This window comes from Rivularia sp. UHCC 0363 (assembly GCF_034931125.1).
Taxonomy (GTDB): Bacteria; Cyanobacteriota; Cyanobacteriia; order Cyanobacteriales; family Nostocaceae; genus Rivularia.
The window spans coordinates 21,423-38,162 of record NZ_JAYGHM010000076.1 but is presented as its reverse complement, the minus strand read 5'-3'; the positions used below and the strand labels follow the sequence as shown (position 1 = coordinate 38,162).

The 16,740-nt window shown below is 37.6% G+C and carries 16 protein-coding genes and 1 tRNA gene; 10 read left to right on the top strand and 7 right to left on the bottom strand.

All coding sequences use genetic code 11. The features are described from left to right. Positions 1-385: 385 nt before the first annotated feature. Both mazG and VB797_RS29600 read right to left on the bottom strand, forming a co-directional pair. The gene (mazG, locus tag VB797_RS29605) at positions 386-1,180 is read right to left on the bottom strand and encodes a nucleoside triphosphate pyrophosphohydrolase (RefSeq protein WP_323241354.1); all 795 of its coding nucleotides are present in this window, start codon (positions 1,178-1,180) and stop codon (positions 386-388) included. 104 nt (positions 1,181-1,284) lie between these two features. After that, the gene (locus VB797_RS29600) at positions 1,285-1,890 is read right to left on the bottom strand and encodes a metal-binding protein (RefSeq protein WP_323241355.1); all 606 of its coding nucleotides are present in this window, start codon (positions 1,888-1,890) and stop codon (positions 1,285-1,287) included. A gap of 286 nt (positions 1,891-2,176) precedes the next feature. Here VB797_RS29600 and VB797_RS29595 point away from each other — a divergent pair. Then, a tRNA-Val gene (locus VB797_RS29595) sits at positions 2,177-2,249 on the top strand. A 49-nt stretch (positions 2,250-2,298) separates the two neighbouring features. Here the strand turns inward: VB797_RS29595 and VB797_RS29590 are convergent. Then, the gene (locus VB797_RS29590; RefSeq protein WP_323241353.1) at positions 2,299-3,372 is read right to left on the bottom strand and encodes a WD40 repeat domain-containing protein; all 1,074 of its coding nucleotides are present in this window, start codon (positions 3,370-3,372) and stop codon (positions 2,299-2,301) included. Between the two features lie 187 nt (positions 3,373-3,559). On the opposite strand from VB797_RS29590, the gene VB797_RS29585 reads away from it, so the two are divergent. From VB797_RS29585 to VB797_RS29560, 6 genes are all read left to right on the top strand, one after another. Next, positions 3,560-4,183 carry a DUF938 domain-containing protein gene (locus VB797_RS29585; protein ID WP_323241352.1) on the top strand — a complete coding sequence of 208 codons (624 nt, stop codon included), beginning with the start codon at positions 3,560-3,562 and terminating at the stop codon, positions 4,181-4,183. 57 nt (positions 4,184-4,240) lie between these two features. Then, positions 4,241-4,618 carry a hypothetical protein gene (locus tag VB797_RS29580; RefSeq protein WP_323241351.1) on the top strand — a complete coding sequence of 126 codons (378 nt, stop codon included), beginning with the start codon at positions 4,241-4,243 and terminating at the stop codon, positions 4,616-4,618. Between the two features lie 82 nt (positions 4,619-4,700). Further along, complete coding sequence (locus VB797_RS29575; protein WP_323241350.1) at positions 4,701-4,832, top strand: hypothetical protein; 132 nt, start codon at positions 4,701-4,703, stop codon at positions 4,830-4,832. 138 nt (positions 4,833-4,970) lie between these two features. Beyond that, positions 4,971-6,980 carry a zinc metalloprotease HtpX gene (locus VB797_RS29570; RefSeq protein WP_323241349.1) on the top strand — a complete coding sequence of 670 codons (2,010 nt, stop codon included), beginning with the start codon at positions 4,971-4,973 and terminating at the stop codon, positions 6,978-6,980. A gap of 137 nt (positions 6,981-7,117) precedes the next feature. Further along, a complete protein-coding gene (locus VB797_RS29565; RefSeq protein ID WP_323241348.1) occupies positions 7,118-7,477 on the top strand; it encodes a hypothetical protein in 360 nt (119 codons plus the stop codon). A 214-nt stretch (positions 7,478-7,691) separates the two neighbouring features. After that, complete coding sequence (locus VB797_RS29560; protein WP_323241347.1) at positions 7,692-8,564, top strand: rhodanese-related sulfurtransferase; 873 nt, start codon at positions 7,692-7,694, stop codon at positions 8,562-8,564. A 159-nt stretch (positions 8,565-8,723) separates the two neighbouring features. On the opposite strand, the gene VB797_RS29555 is transcribed toward VB797_RS29560, so the two are convergent. After that, the gene (locus VB797_RS29555) at positions 8,724-9,389 is read right to left on the bottom strand and encodes a class I SAM-dependent methyltransferase (RefSeq protein WP_323241346.1); all 666 of its coding nucleotides are present in this window, start codon (positions 9,387-9,389) and stop codon (positions 8,724-8,726) included. 264 nt (positions 9,390-9,653) lie between these two features. On the opposite strand from VB797_RS29555, the gene VB797_RS29550 reads away from it, so the two are divergent. Further along, entirely contained in the window at positions 9,654-11,261 is a 1,608-nt protein-coding gene (locus VB797_RS29550; RefSeq protein ID WP_323241345.1) for a metalloprotease, read from the top strand. 2 nt (positions 11,262-11,263) lie between these two features. On the opposite strand, the gene VB797_RS29545 is transcribed toward VB797_RS29550, so the two are convergent. Continuing rightward, positions 11,264-13,531: a glycosyltransferase gene (locus VB797_RS29545; protein ID WP_323241344.1), complete on the bottom strand. Its 2,268-nt coding sequence runs from the start codon at positions 13,529-13,531 to the stop codon at positions 11,264-11,266. Positions 13,532-13,794: 263 nt separating this feature from the next. Here VB797_RS29545 and VB797_RS29540 point away from each other — a divergent pair, with 263 nt between their 5' ends. Continuing rightward, positions 13,795-14,253 (top strand): DM13 domain-containing protein, encoded by a 459-nt coding sequence (locus VB797_RS29540; RefSeq protein ID WP_323241343.1) that lies wholly within the window; start codon positions 13,795-13,797, stop codon positions 14,251-14,253. Positions 14,254-14,430: 177 nt separating this feature from the next. Beyond that, a complete protein-coding gene (locus tag VB797_RS29535) occupies positions 14,431-15,846 on the top strand; it encodes a sensor histidine kinase (protein WP_323241342.1) in 1,416 nt (471 codons plus the stop codon). Positions 15,847-16,081: 235 nt separating this feature from the next. Here VB797_RS29535 and VB797_RS29530 read toward each other — a convergent pair whose 3' ends face one another. Continuing rightward, positions 16,082-16,402, bottom strand: a complete 321-nt coding sequence (locus tag VB797_RS29530) for a transcriptional regulator (RefSeq protein ID WP_323241341.1) — start codon at positions 16,400-16,402, stop codon at positions 16,082-16,084. Then, on the bottom strand, positions 16,389-16,718 hold the full coding sequence (locus tag VB797_RS29525; protein WP_323241340.1) for a type II toxin-antitoxin system RelE/ParE family toxin: 330 nt from the start codon (positions 16,716-16,718) through the stop codon (positions 16,389-16,391). Before VB797_RS29525 ends, VB797_RS29530 begins: the two co-directional genes overlap by 14 nt. Positions 16,719-16,740: the final 22 nt, after the last annotated feature.

Genomic DNA, 16,740 nt, shown 5'->3' with positions numbered 1-16,740 from the left:
GGCATAATCATAACACAGGAATTGTTAAAATCTCCACTGTTCTCTCACTTGTTTTGCGTCGCAAAAAGATGCTTCGAGAACGTGGAAATTTTAACCCACCTTTCATCCCCTCCCTACTCCGTTGAGGAAGGGGCATTCGGTGGCTCATGGTAAATAACCATCAAGTCCTTGCGATTGCTACCCTTCGGGAAAGCTTTCAGCTAACGTTTCACTACCCTTCCCTACGGGACACCTTGCGGTGAACAGGAACACTTTCAGTGAACGTTCCACTCGCAATGACATACCTTGATTTTTTAACGCCGACTTACTTAACTGATTTTAAAAATAAGCTTTCCATCTGCAAAATTCAAACCAATTTAAACATTCACCCGGACGCGCAAATAGGCTATTTCAACTTGGCTTTTGCTTGCTGCCAAAGTGCTTCTAACTCTAATAAACTATATTCAGAAAGCGGACGCTCGGCGAATGCTTCCATATGAGACAATCGCTGAATAAATCGTTTATTTGTGCCTTGTAAAGCAACGCTTGGGTCTAAATTATTCCATCTTGCCAACTGAACAACGCTAAATAACAAATCACCTAACTCTTCTTGCTGTCTTTCCGGGGTTTCCTCCGCCAAAGCTTGTTTAAATTCTCCCAATTCTTCCTCAAATTTTTCCCAAACACCATCAATATTTTCCCACTCAAAGCCAACATCGGCAGCCTTTTTGGAAATTTTCATGGTTGCCGTTAAGGGTGGCATTTTGCGAGTATAACCACTGAGTTTATTGCTAAGTTTGTGACTATCTGCAACATTTTCGCCCTTTTCCGCAGCTTTGATTTCGGCCCAATTTTGGTTTACCTCATCCACACTTTGCACCGACACATCACCAAAAACATGAGGATGACGACGAATCATCTTTTGAGTGATACCTTCCGCGACTTCCTTGAGCGTAAAATCTCCAGATTCGCTAAAAAGTTGCGCTTGCATCACCACTTGTAAAAGTAAATCCCCCAATTCCTCAGCAACGTGATTTTTATCGCCGTTTTTAATCGCATCAGCGACCTCATAAGCCTCCTCGATCGCATAGGTCGTCAAACTTTCGGGTGTTTGCTCCAAATCCCAAGGACAACCACCATTTGGCGATCGCAATTTTGCCACCACATCAATTAATTCCTGCAAAGCCGTTAAAGTATTCATAAGGTCAAAGGTCAAAGGTCAAAGGTCAAAGGTAAATAATTGTGAAAAACAGACTTATAACTCCTAACTCCTAACTCCTAACTCCTAACTCATAACTCCTAACTTCATCTCCCCTTGTCCCTTTGTCCCTTTGTCCTGCTAACTTTACTCGAACGAATAGGGGATTTACGCTTTTTAGCTTTCTTTTGGGGTAACAAGCTGGTGATACCTTTTCTTTTAAAACGCTTGTAAGCAGAATTTGACCAGTCACTAATGGAATGACTCATCGCACCTAATTCTAAACCGATAAACAACGCTAAAAATTGCGTTGAGTGAAGGTTAATTGTTTCTAATGTATTTTTAGCTACTTCCTGCCAATTCAAAGCCATATTCAAGATCTCGGCAATAAGTAAAACAAATATTCCGACCACTGAAACTATGCCGCATAAATAAATTACCCGCAAAGTTGTACCGATTAACGGCCCGTGGGATAAAAAAGAACGATGACGGAGACTTTTTTGATAGGGAAGCCAGATAAAGCGCAAGAAACCCCAGCGTTGAAACTGAATTGAATAAATATCCAAGTCGGGGCCAAACATCAATCCCCCAAACATAAACCCACTAGCAACCAGCAAAGTTATACCGCTGCTGCGAGTTTGCCAAAAAGTGGCAACTGCAATCAACGGTAAAGCCCAAATTGTAATGCGATCGTGAGTTTGACCGGAGGGCATAATTAAAGAATTAGGGGATTGGACATGGTTGAAATCAATTCCCACTGTGGATTGGGGTTTCTCCAACGCCCGAATCATAACTAATAAAGTGACATGATACAAGGTATATTTAGCCGTTACTGATATCCATTGCTTCTGTTATCAAATAATTCGGACATTATCACAGGCTATTCCCGGTTTTTACGTAAATTTGAATCAAGAAAAATCAGCTGCAAAAAAATATTTTTCGTAAAAGACTAGCGCTGTAGGAAAAAGTTTGCTATATTGTTTACTTGTGAGAGACAACGGACGATTAGCTCAGTTGGTAGAGCGCCTGCCTTACAAGCAGGACGTCACTGGTTCGAGTCCAGTATCGTCCATTTAAGAATATGAATAGTGATTTTTTAACTTGGTTATTAGCTGCACAAGTTATGATTTAATTTGCCAAAACTTAACCGATTTATCGCCACTGCCAGTATACAAGGTCTTGCCATCACGACTTAATGCTAATCCGTAAACTCCCCCAGCGTGTCCGCTGAATTCCTTTATTGATTTAGCTGTTTTAATGTCGCGTAATATCATTGCTGAATTCAAACCACTAGCTATAAATGTTTTGCTATCGGGACTAATAACTAAAGCATCAATACTTGTACCCAAGGAAGTATTATGAATTAGTTTCCCTGTTTGCAAATCCCAAGCTTTAAAACTTTTACCATCAGTGCTTATAAGTCCACCCGATTGAAAACTGTCATCATATCCACCACTGAGGAGCATTTTACCATCGTTACTCACAGCGAGTGTATTTGGGGATGATGCTTGCTCTGAACCATTCCATTGTTTGGGTAGTGGTGGGGTAAAGCTGCGTAGTTGTTTACCCGTAACTATACTCCAAAGGCGAATTTTTCCGCCATTTTCACCCCCGCTAAATAAAGTCTTTCCATCATTACTAATTGCAAGTGCTGTGGTTTCGACTTTGAGTATGCGGTCGATTTTTTTGGTTGTAAGATTGCGAAACTTGATAGTTTTATCTCCACTACCACAAATTAAACTTTTTCCATCGGGGGTTAATACCATTCCATTCACTCCAGTTTTTTCCCCAATTTTGCGAAATTCCTCACCAGTCTGAGTATTCCAAAATCTAATCGTATTATCAAAACTGCTGCTAATTACAGTTTGACCATCAGGAGTAATTACTATTGATTTAATGCGATCGCGATGTCCGGTTAAGGTATGTAGCAATGAACCTGTAGCAGAATTCCAAAGTTTAATTGTTTGATCGTCGCTACCGCTAGCTAGAATTTGACCATTGGGAGACAAGGTTAATGCACGAACAGGTTCGGTATGTCCGGATAAAGTTAATTTGAATTGCTTTGGTTGCTGAGTCTTTGTAGGGGTAGTAGCTGGTGTACTCGCAATAACTGGAATACTAGTAATAATAGCGAGGGATGTAGAGAGGAAAAAACCAAGTAAGGTTAAGGTTTTGAATAGGATGAGTGATTTCATGATGACAGTATAAAAAGATATTGTTTAATCCCTTACTATCGCTAACGCTAAACTTGAATTTATAGTTCCCTGCAATTAACTACTTCAGTGAACACGAAGCGATCGCATTTATTTTTCTTCAAACGTATTACTTTCCTTGAGATAAGCTAAGCTAAATTAATCAAGCGTTTCCGGTGGAGAAGAGATAGTGGACGGCAAAAAATACGCACTAGCAACCCAGCGCAACCGCGAACCGATTTTACAAGTACTTTTAGAAGTTTTACCACCCACCGGCACGATTTTAGAAATTGCCAGCGGTACCGGGGAACACGCAGTATACTTTGCACCCAGATTGCAACCCCGAAAGTGGATTCCTTCCGATGCAGATCCTTCGCTGCGTGAAAGTATATCAGCATGGATTAAAGATTCCCCTAGCGACAATCTCAATCAACCCCTTGATATTGATGCAAGTCAGCCGGTTTGGAAAGTAGAAAAAGAAATATTAGCGGAAATATCAGATATTGTTGCGATCGCGAATATCAATATGATTCACATTTCACCGTGGTCTGCAACTGTGGGATTAATGGCGGCTGCCAGTCGTATACTAACAACAGGAGGTATTCTGTATTTATATGGCCCCTACAAACAAGGTGGAAAACATACCGCACCTTCCAACGCAGCATTTGACGAGTATTTACAAGAACAAAACCCAGAATGGGGAGTCCGTAATTTAGAAGATGTAGTGGACATAGCCAGCAAACATCATCTTACCCTCCAACAAACTTATCAAATGCCAGCAAACAATCTTTCGGTAGTTTTCAAACATTCTTAAATTGGGTATCTGCGCTTCCTTTACTGTTAACTGATAATTGTTCACTGATAACTGACTATGGCTGATGTAAACGGTACTTGGATGGGGACTTATTGGCAATACGGAAATCCAACTCGCTTTGAAGTTGTACTAGTGCAAAGCGGGAATAGCTTAACTGGTAGCGTTTTAGATGATAGCTATTTAGGAGAAGCTAAGTTGAGTGGTGAAGTGGTGGGTCGTCGCATTAGCTTTACGAAACGTTATTTTACAACTTCTACCGATGCCGTGGAATATGTTGGCACAATTTCGGAAGATGAAGATCATATTCAAGGAAAATGGAAAATTAATAGATGGTATTCCGGTTCTTGGGAAGCTAGACGTAGTGGTGAATCTTTAAGCCTGGAAACCAAAAATAAGGTAGAAAACAAAGTACCTGTAGTGTCCGGAAAAAGGTAATCCACTAGGCTGTTGACTTTGATAGAATTTACCCGTTTTTGGTTCATGCATTAACTGGTTCCCAACCGGAGTCTGGGAACCCATGACAGTCGGCTCTGCCGACCGTCAAAAGCCAACACAAAACCTGGATGAACTTTTAGCCCAAAAAACCCACAAAGTCGCCATTTGTAAATTATTTTATACTTTTCTATTCTATTATGTATATTCCGCATGAATATGAAGATTTGCTGTGGAATCGTTGTATATGCCTGTTTACGTATGTTTACATTAACTTTTTAGGAATAACGCTGACAATAACTGAATTTATTGAGTATCAATCGAACAAAGATAACTTTTTAAATTTAGATAAATTATGTCACTACAAGCTGGATTGGATGCTGCAAAAGCTGGACGTTATCAGGAAGCGATTCCACTACTCGAAGAATATTGTCGTAATTGTGTCCAAAAGGGTTCCGGTGAATACTGTACGGCACAAATGTGGTTGGTAAGGGGATATAAAGCTATTGGGGAAACCGAGAAAGCTTTGATTCTCTGTCAAAGTTTGATGCAAAGCGAACATGAGAAAGTAAGTGATTGGGCTGGTAAAATGTACCAGAAGCTGAATGAATCACCATCAACGCAAAGCATTACAGAAAATTCTACTCCTGTGAAGAAAGCTGTCGGTGCTGCTGGGGTAAAGTTAGCAATGGCTGGAGTTGGTGGAAATTTAGCATTAGCATCCACCGTAACCATCTGCTTGATGTCTGGGATGGTGCTGGTATTGGGGCTAGCAATAGTATTTATTGTAGGTAGCGATAACCCAGTTACAGGTTTAGGAATTGCGATCGCGATTACTTTAATTTTCAACGTTGCAGCTTTTTTCTTATCCCCATTTTTAATGGATTTAACCCAAAATTGGCTGTATAAGACTCGTTGGGTAGAATTGGCAGAAATTGAAAACTTGAGTCCGCAAACTATCGCAGTTATTCGTCGGGTTTGTCAGCAGAAAAAAATTAAAGCACCGCGTTTGGGCATCATTGAAGACCAGAATCCTACGGCATTTACTTACGGTTCATTACCTAATAGCGCTCGTTTGGTTGTAAGTCGTGGTCTTTTTACTTATCTCGATGATGATGAAGTTGCTACAGTTTACGCTCACGAACTCGGACACATCGTCCATTGGGATTTTGCGGTGATGACCGTAGCTTCAACTTTGGTACAAATTTGCTATTTAATTTACGTCACAGCGAGAACATTAATACGTGGTGCGGGTGATAGCAAAATTGCTGATGCAGCGAAAACGGCTTCATTAGTCGCATACATTTTTTACCTCATTGGTACTTATTTATTACTGTTTCTTTCTCGCACTAGGGAATATTTTGCAGACCATTTTGCAGCGGAAACTACGGGAAATCCGAACGGTTTATCTCGCGCTTTGGTAAAGATAGCTTACGGAATTGTCGAAGAAGGTTCGAGAGCAAAAGAACCCAGTCGTTTAATAGAAGGAACCCGCGCTTTGGGTATTTACGATGCTAAAGCCGCAGCGACTACAGGAAACGCTTACCGCATCACTTCCCAACCAGAAAAAATTGGTCGAGTGTTTCTTTGGGATATGTTTAACCCTTGGGGTTGGTTGATGGAGTTAAATTCCACTCACCCCCTAACAGGTAAAAGAGTCCGCGCTTTGAGTACCTATGCAGAACAATTGGGTTTAGAAACCGAATTCGACATGGGGAAAGTTGTTGGGGAAGGTAAGCACTTAAATAAAAATAAGCTTTACGGCAGTTTTTTCCTAGATATATTCTTGTTTGGTGCTGAAACTATTGGTTTATTTGTTGGTATTGCGATCGCAATTATCCTTGTGAGTTCCGGTGTAAATAACCCTGGTTTATTTATTGCTTGTCCGTTAATTGGTGCGGGAATCGGAGTAATTATCAAAGCCTTTGTGATGTTCCCTAGTTATACCAAAGCAGTCGAAACAGACGTTCTTACCTTAATGTCAGATCCTTATGCTAGTCCTTTGCGCGGTCGTCCGGCAAAACTTGAAGGTAAATTGATTGGACGTGGGGACGCTGGTTATAAATTTGGTTCCGATTTGAAAATACAAGATGCTAGCGGAATGCTTTTCCTGCGTTATGCTTCTCGATTTGGTTCTCTCGGTAATTTCTTATTTGGAATGAAGCGAGTAGAAAGCTTAATTAATATGAATGTTGGTGCTGTAGGTTGGTTCCGTCGTGGTGTTGCCCCGTGGATGGATTTAATTGAATTAAAAAGTGAAAATGGTACCGTTGTTAATAGTTATCACCGTTTCGGTTCGTTTCTCACTGGTGGCTTTTTGATTATTTTAGGAATAGGTTTCACGGTATTTTTAGCAGGAGTTTAGTAATTGTATTAATTACTTAGAACCCTTTCAAAGCCTTTGATTAATAAGAATAAAGCTTATTTATGTGGGCTTTATTTTTATTTAAGTCTCGTTAGTTAAGTCAAGTGAATACATAAATAATTCAAACATCTTCCACAATGGCATTCAATAACCCTAATGAAACTAATGGTTCTATTTGGAATCCTTTTCAACCAACTAAAAGGGATATAGATAGAACTGAACAATTAGCAAAGAAAAATCCAGTAATAGCTGGCTTATTAACTTTTTTTTTCCTTCCCGCTGCGATGCTTTATCTTAATCGAGGAGTAAACAATCTCAAAATTCTTGGATATGTATTTGTGCTTGCTTTTGCGATCGCAATAGTATCGGAAGTATCGGAAAATAAAAGCGACAAACAGCCTCAAATAATAGGATTGTTAGGTAATATTGCTATTATTGCTGAAAATATCAGAACAATTACTTTAGCTCGTAAACGACAATCGGAAATAAACTTTTAGTTTTTTGTAGGTATTTTAAAATTAATATGAGTTTATAAGTCTGCTAAGGTAGACTTTTTTTGTATTAATATTCTTTCATAATCTGTATTAGGAACTTGCTTATGTTTGATGAAAGCACTATTAGACACAGCTTTGAATAAAATTAATATTTTACACGTTAAAATTGCTTCAAACCCGTCTAAAAAAAGCGGACTTGCATAAATCAAAAATTATTATGTCTCTAATCGTTGCCACATTATATAAATTTGTCAAATTACCAGATTATGCTGAAAAACAGCAACCTTTATTATCTATTTGCGAAGCACAGGAAATAAAAGGGACTATTTTACTGGCTGAAGAAGGTATCAACGGTACCATTGCAGGTTGTCGTCAAGGAATTGATGGGGTGATCAACTTTTTACGTTCCGATTCTCGTTTTACAGATTTGGAATGCAAGGAATCCACCGCAGAATCTCCGCCGTTTCAACGCATAAAGGTAAAGTTAAAAAAGGAAATTGTGACTTTAGGTTTAGCCGAAGTGAACCCCAGCGAACAAGTTGGAACTTATGTTAATCCCGAAGATTGGAACGAAATTATTTCCGATCCAGAAGTAACGGTAATCGATACTCGCAATGATTATGAAGTAAGTATTGGTACATTTCAACGAGCGGAAAACCCGCAAACTGAATCATTTCGGGAGTTTCCAGAATACGCTAGTAAAAACTTAGATCCCAATAAAAATAAGAAAGTAGCAATGTTTTGTACCGGCGGAATTCGTTGCGAAAAAGCTACTTCTTACCTGATTTCCCAAGGATTCCAAGAAGTTTATCACCTTAAAGGTGGCATTCTCAAATATTTAGAAAAAGTCCCTGAAGAAGAAAGTTTATGGAAAGGTGAATGTTTCGTTTTTGACGAACGTATTGCCGTGGTTCATGGATTAGAACCCGGTTCCTACGATATGTGTTCCAGTTGCGGACATCCGATTTCCGACACTGACAAGGAATCTTCTAAATATGAATCAGGAATTTCCTGTCCCCACTGTTTTGATAATATTACCGAAGAGAAAAAAGCCAAGATGCAGGAGAAGAAGCGTCAGCGTGGGGAATGATGGGGGGATAGGGAAAGAATAAGTTAGGAGTTAGGAGTTAGGAGTTATAAGTTATGAATTAAGAATTTGATTTCTACCCCCTCTCCCCCCTCTAATCATTCCATCCCCAATCCCCAATTCCCAATTCCCAATTACCAATTACCAACTCCTAACTCCTAACTAACTTTTCTTTCTGGCCAATGTCAAACCATCTCCAATGGGTATCATACTGATGGTGACTCGCTGGTCTTGATGAATTTTCTCGTTTAAGGCTCGGATTTTTTTGGTTCTATTATCTTGAATTTGTGGATCGGCTACTTGTCCAGACCACAATACGTTATCGATCGCAATTAATCCTCCCGGACGTACTAGTTTCAATGCTCGTTCGTAATAGTCGTCATAGCTGCTTTTATCTGCGTCAATGAAGGCAAAGTCAAAGGTATCCGTTTCACCTTCTGCGATTAATTGATCGAGAGTGGCGATCGCCGGAGCTATACGTAGGTCAATTTTATGGGCTACTCCTGCTTGTTCCCAGTAACTACGGGCTATTGATGTGTACTCTTCACTCACGTCACAAGCAACAATCTTACCTTCTGGTGGTAATGCAAGAGCTACTACCAAAGAACTATAACCCGTAAAAACACCGATTTCTAAAGTTTTCTTTGCTCCTATTAACTGCATCAGTAAAGCCATAAACTGACCTTGCTCTGGTGAAATTTGCATGACGTTGCGGGGATGACTTGCAGTTTCTTGACGTAGTTTTGTTAAGGCTTCCGGTTCCCGTATAGATACTGAAAGTAAGTATTGATATAGGTTGTTTTCTAATCTCAGTGTTTGCTTAGACATATTCAGCTTTTGAGTAATTTGTAGGTGTATTTGCCGAGATTAAATATTAAGTAAATTATGGCTACTTGTTATATTCCGGTTGGCGTTGAAGTATTTCGGTAAAACAAATTATCTGCATTCTGGATGATAAACCAGGTTAAAGATTGGGAATCATAATTATGGTGTTATTTTTTACATAATATGCAATATTTGCTTTACCCTATTGTTATTTATGGTCTGCTAGTCAGTTTTTCATATCTAATTACCTTTTTACAGCTTTGTCAGGTGACGCTGCAATACCCTATTTATCAAATACAAGCAGTTGAAAATATTCCGAGTTATCTACAAAAGTTGTTTTTAATTCCGATTGAAGAACTTAAAGAATTTGGTTTCCAGCCATGCTGTTATTTGCAGGTTAAGCCAATGATTCGGATTTATCCTAATATCGCTTGGGAGATTTTACTATACAACAAAGCTTTTAACAGCTACGCAAAAGTTGGTATCCGTCATCAAATAGAACCCGTACATTTATTTGATGTCGAATTTTATACTTTTTTTGCAGATAAAACATTTTTGGTAACAACAAATGGTAAGGGAGATACGGTTATAGGCAGAATTCCTCACTTTATTCTGCAAGATTGTTATACCGCTCAAACATCGTTACAGTGGCAGTTACATAAAGGTAGATTGAGGCAATTAAAAACAAATAAAATTCCTCATACTTTATCAGCATCAGCTTTTATTGAAGCGCTCCAAGTGTATTTAATAAATTATATTGATTCGTTAGTAAAATTAAAACATATATTAGCTATTACCAATAAAAATTTATTTCATTTAAATGCAAAAGTAGCTTTGAAATTGACGTATAAAATAATCCAGGAAAAGCAGAAAAGTACGAATATTATCAAACAGCGACGAGAACAAGCAAAAAAAGATACTAAATTATTAACAGAAATTCCTGTCGAATTAGAAGTAGAGGGATTTCGACGAATGGAACAGTTACAGCGAGGATTTATTAATAGTAAATTGCGTCCTTGGTTACTATTAGGTAGTTTTGCTTTATTTGTAGTGACTTCTAGCAGATATTTTGGAACTCAGACTCTAATAATTTTTATCTCCGCATTAATCTTTCACGAAGCAGGACATTTGCTAGTAATGAAACTTAATGGATATCGTGATGCTTCTTTAGTTTTTATCCCTTTTCTAGGTGCTGTTGCTACTGCTCGTAAAGATGATGCTACGATAACTCAAAAGTTTTGTGTATCTTTAGCAGGACCTCTACCAGGATTAATTTTAGGGTTAGGGTTAGCAATTATGTTTCCAGATGCAAGCTATTCTTGGGTAAAACAAACAAGCTGGATATTAATTGGCTTAAATTTATTCAATCTACTACCAATTTATCCTCTTGACGGTGGACAAATAGCCGATATTTTATTATTTTCTCGTTTTCCCTATAGTGATGTTTTATTTAAAGGATTTGGAGTAATTATTATTGGTATGTTTGGAGTAGTTCATCCAGCATTATTTTTAATAGTAATTCCTCTCGGCTTTAATATTGTACACAGCTATCGTGCTGCTACAATAAATTCTAAATTACAAAGGCATATCGGAAAAAATTTACCCAATCGACAAAATATATTACATTATCTATTTAAATATCTACAGCAATTCGATTATCAAAAATTACCATTCAATAGTAGATATTTACTGATCAAAAATTTGATGGGACGCTATCGTTGTTTCTACAGCAAACGGATAACGAGGGTCATTTTAGCAAGCGTGTATTGCGGGAGTTTGTTAATAGGTATTTTAGGCATACAAACAGTTGTACCGAATACAATTGTCAAAACATCTGCCGATTACGTTCATATTAATAGAGAAATGGACGAATAGTTTCAAACTTTGGAAAGTGCGATCGCGCTTATATCGACTTTGCGATCAAATAAGATTCGCGGTTTGAGTAATATTTTGAAAAGTAGTATAAAAGATTGCCATTCACCAGGTGTACATTTATGCTTCCATTGTCCGGGACGACAAAATAACATTTCTACTAAACTGCGATGTTGAGATAAGCTTAGTAGGGGAAATCTAACTCGAATTGTCGGAAATTCATCTTTGATGCCGGTACGTATAATCTCTGTATTTAGCTGTAATTTTTCTTCGGATATTTCGAGTTCTAATGATTGACCGGGAATCAATTCCATCGGTATTTGCTGCGTCAGAGCGATTTCTGCACCGATTTCGGAAATCATTGTAGTGATTCCCCAAACAGTTTTTTCGCCGATATCTAAACGTACTACCCGTCGCAAGTCAAACCATTCGTAAACATCGGCTTTTGGTGCATCAAGTAATATTAATAAAGCGATTCCAATCAGCATCAAATTATAAATACTCCATATCCAGCCTAAATCTAAACCTTGAAAATGCTGTACTATTTCAGGTGTAGTTTTTTGCTGCCATAATAATGCTAAACACATTCCTAAATTGCGCCATAAACTAACAGCATTAGCAATAAATAAAATAATTAAAGGTAAAGCTAAATTCCAGTTAAAGTAAAATTTATTACTTGCGTTTCCTTTAGGTGTAACGTTAAAACCTTTCGAGAACGGATTTAACATTACTTTAATTACCGTTAATGCTAGGGGAAAAGCTAAGGCTATACTGTAGATTTCTGATAGAATAGCAGAACGCGATCGCGAATTTAACCAAGAAAATACTGTTAATTGGGTAAGGTAAAAAGGTAAAAGGAAGTAAAGTGCTTCTTGTAGAGTTGCCTGTATGGGGATAATGCCTAAAAATGAGTATGCTAATGGCATTAGTAAAAATCCGACACGAGAAATGCTAGCAAACCAGTTGAGCAATCCTTCTAAATGAGCTAGTCTTTGTAATGGTTTTAATCCTTTAATTGTCAGAGGATTTGATTTAATAAAAAATGCTTGTAAAGTACCTTGCGCCCAGCGGATGCGTTGTGTTGCGTGTGCGCTAATGTTTTCAGCAGCTAAACCCGCACTCAGTTTTTCATCTAAATAAATAAGTTTGTAACCTTTAGCTGATAAATTAATTCCTGTAAAGTAATCTTCACTAAGAGATTCGGTAACAAAACCACCAGTTTTTTCTAAAGAACTGCGTCTAATAACAAAAGAAGTACCCGCACAAACTACACTTCCAGCGCTATCTTTTATCGGTTGAATTTGTCTGTAAAATACTTCTTCTTCTGGAGTTACAACGTTTTCTAAACCTAAATTATGAGCGATGGGGTCTGCATTGTAAAAGCTCTGGGGTGTTTGAACTAAGGCTACTTGTTCATCTTGAAAGAAGCCTACAGTACGAGTCAGAAAGTTTTTTGTAGGAATAAAATCGGCATCAAATACAACAATAAATTCTCCATTTATTTTAGTTAATGCATGATTGAGATTACCTGCTTTAGCATGATTGTTTTGCATCCTAGTAATATATTTACAACCCAATTCTTCCGCTAAAGCTTTCATTTCCGGACGACGGGTATCGTCTAATAGATAAATTACTTTATTGTCATATTCCAAAGCTTGACAGCCGATAATTGTCCGGCGCAAAATAAAAGCTGGTTCGTTATAAGTTGGAATCAAAACATCGACGCTGGGGTTAAAATTTCCTTCAATAACAGCGATAGAATTTCTGTCTGCATCATGACGGTGTTCTTTAACATTCAGCATTAAAAATAGCTGAATTGTAGCGCTAAATAATACCATCATTTCCAAACCAAATAAAGCCAAACTAAACACCCCATTTAAAGGAGTGTCTAAATTTAGTGTTGATAAAGAGCGCCATAAAACATATCGACCAGTTAAAATTAATAATATTCCGACAACAAGTCTTCGCGACCAAACGCGGGGTTGGGGAGAAACTTTCATTATTATTAATACAGTTAGTAACAACGATACAGTCGGGACTAATAGATATTTCCCCGTTACCATTGGTGCTTCCAACCACATTGGTGGATTCTTTTGCAAAACATTAATTTGAGCAAAAATTGCGTTAATTTGACCTTCCCCAGCAAACCAACCTGCAACAATAACTGCTGATAAAATAACGATGCTGAATAAAAATAGAGTTGCAGTTCTAACTTTAAATATTCTCTTACGAAGATTACGCTGATATTTAATCTCAGATGGTGTAATTGTCATTGTTAATTGCCTCAAGTTGCTAAACTTATCGATTTTAGATTTTGGATTATTCCTTTTTCTTATTCCTCTGCGCTCTCTGCCTCTCTGCGGTTTAATAATTTCATAATTAACTATAGGTTTCTTGCAAAACTCCTAGATTAAAACAAGATTAGAAATAAAATCAAAAATTTAGCCGAATTTTCAACAACTTCTCAGCTTCTATTAATTTATCTAGTAGCACAAAGTCTTAAAGTGTATTCATAAACTAATTTGAGGACACCGCAATGAAATTCAAGTATGCAGCAATATTAGGTCTGGTTGCTTTATTAAGCGTAGGTTGTACAAATGTAGAACCGAATTCAGTTACTCAACCACAAGCAGAAACAGTTGCACAAACTCCTGCTACTGGTTCGGTACAGGCTTCGGGAGCTTTCATTGACGCAGAACATCCAACCAAAGGAACAGCTAGTATTATTACTGAAAACGGGAAGAAATACATTGAATTTGATAACCAGTTTAAATCCGATAACGGTCCCGATTTATTCGTAATTCTGCACAAAGACGATAAGTTACCAATTACCGGAATTAAAGAAGCTGATTATGTAAGTATTGCTGCTTTGAAAAGCACGAATGGAGTTCAAAAGTACGAAATTCCTGAAAACGTAGATGTATCAAACTTCAAATCTGTAGCTATTTGGTGTCGTAAGTTTAACGCAACCTTCGGTTATGCAGTTTTAACATAGTACTCGAACAACCATTTGTTTATAAATGTGATTTTGCAAATAAAAAGTGTTCTTAACCTCACCCCGTCCTCCGGACACCCCTCTCCTTGGTAAGGAGAGGGGAAGGGGGTGAGGTTCCGACAATATAGTAAGTAAATAAGTTAGTTTTATATAAATATAAATTATTTAATTATAAAAATGAAAAGGATAAATAAGCTTATTAAAAAAATCGATCCGAATTCATTAAGATTACGTTTAACAGCCGGTGTTGCTGCTTTTTCTATTTTGGGTTTAGGAAGTCTCGCTTCTTGGACTGGTTGGAGAATGCAGCAAATATTAATTGAAAGTCATAAAAAGAATATTGAAGAAATTGCTACACAGGTACCGCATGATGTAGAAATGTTGAGTAAAATGGTTCCACAAGAAAAAGCTATTTCCCAAGCAATTGATAATTTTAAGAATAATAACACATTAGTATGGATAGAAAACTTAGACAATAAAGTATTAGTGAAATCCAATACTTTAATCAAATCATCTAACTTTCATGAAAATCAATTATTTTCTTTGAGACGTATACCTATTAAACCTAAAGTTGTCCAAATCAATAATAGCTATTTTGTATTATGTAGCGATTCTTTAAAAATACAAGGGAAGATAATCGGAAACATTTCGGTAGCGCAAGATATTACTCGCGATCAAGCCATGTTTATCGCAATGATACAAAGTGTGGGCGTTACTAGCGTTTTCGTAATAGTTATCATGGCTAGTGCGATCGCCTTTTATATTCAGCGTTCTTTGAAACCTTTACGGGAGCTAAGTCAAATGACAGAAGTGATTTCTGCTGACGATTTAGGAAAAGCACAACTATATTTTGATAAAGCTCCTACCGAAATTAAACAGTTAGCTGAAACCTGTAATATGATGCTTTCTCGTCTTTCCGAATCTTGGGAGAAAGAGCGGCAATTTGTTAGTAACGTATCTCACGAATTACGTACTCCCCTAACAATTGTACATGGTTATTTGCAAAGCGTATTGCGACGACAGCAGAACTTAACGGAAATCCAAAAGGAAGCTTTAGAAACCGCTGCATCGGAAGCAGAAAGTACTATAAGTTTATTACAAGATTTGCTGGAATTAGCCAGAGCAGACCACGGTAATTTACATTTTAATATAGAAAACTGCATCTTGAATGATGTAGTCAGCGAAGTTGTGGAAATGGCAGATAAATACAGCGATCGCAATATTATAATTGAGGCTCCAACATATTTAATTGAAGTCAAAGCAGATTATAACCGTCTCAAACAAGTATTGCTTAATTTGATTGACAATGCTGTTAAGTATTCCGAAGCAAATTCGCCGATAACTTTAAAATTATCTCGGCAGGAAGATGAAGGATGCATTCAAGTTTGTGACATGGGTTATGGCATACCTTTACAACATCAATCGCGGATTTTTGAGCGTTTTTATCGAGTAGATGAAGCCCGTAACCGTACTGGTGGAACTGGCTTGGGTTTATCGATAGTTAAAACTTTGGTTGAAGGAATGGGTGGTAAGGTTTCGGTACGTTCTAAGTTGAGTGAAGGAAGTATTTTTACTGTTTGTTTGCCAGTTTAGGTAATTGGTAGTGGTTTCTTGTAGGGTGTGTTACGGCTCGAATTATATTGAATTCTAAATTACCATATTGAAAATGCCGTAACGCACCATCTTTTATTTGCGATAATAATGAGAATAAACCGCAGAGACGCGGAGAGCGCGGAGGAAGAAAAGGAAGAGCGAGCAAGATGCTCGCACTACTATAGAAATTACATTTCAGAAGATAACTCAGTACAATTTTTGTTCCCTATTCCTTTCAATCCTTATCCACAAGAGTAATTCGATAACCCAAAGCATCCAAAAATTCCACTAACTTCAGAATTTCCGCACCACCAGTTTCAGCCAGAATTTTATCGAGTTGTTCGTAATGCTGTTGTGCTGTTTCGGAATAATTATCGCTACGTTTTCTTGCTTCTACAACTTCTTCCAAAGCCGAACGAAAAATTTTAGCGTCGTAACCTTCCTCATCTAATTCCAACATTACTGCGATGTAACCAGCAGCACGTTCGGGATTTTGTAACGAATTAATTAGATATTCTCTATAACTTGTACTTGTCGGTGTTTTAATCTCTTTCATAATTTTTCCAATATTCCTTTGCTGTTTGAATATCTTGTTCTTGTGTACTTTTATCGCCACCACAAAGAATAAGTATAATTACTGTTCCTATTTGTCCAAAATATATGCGATATCCAGATCCATAATTAATTCTAAATTCAAAAACACCTTCTCCTACAGAACGGTAGTCTCCTAAATTTCCTGCTTGAACTCGCTTAAGCCTTTTTTCAATTTTATCTATTGCTCGCATATCTCGCAGCGAGTCGAGCCATTTTGCAAAAGGTTCTTTACCATCTGCTGTTTGATAGTTTTTTATCTCTCGTGGCTGTGCTTCCATTAAAGTTATTTAACATTATTCA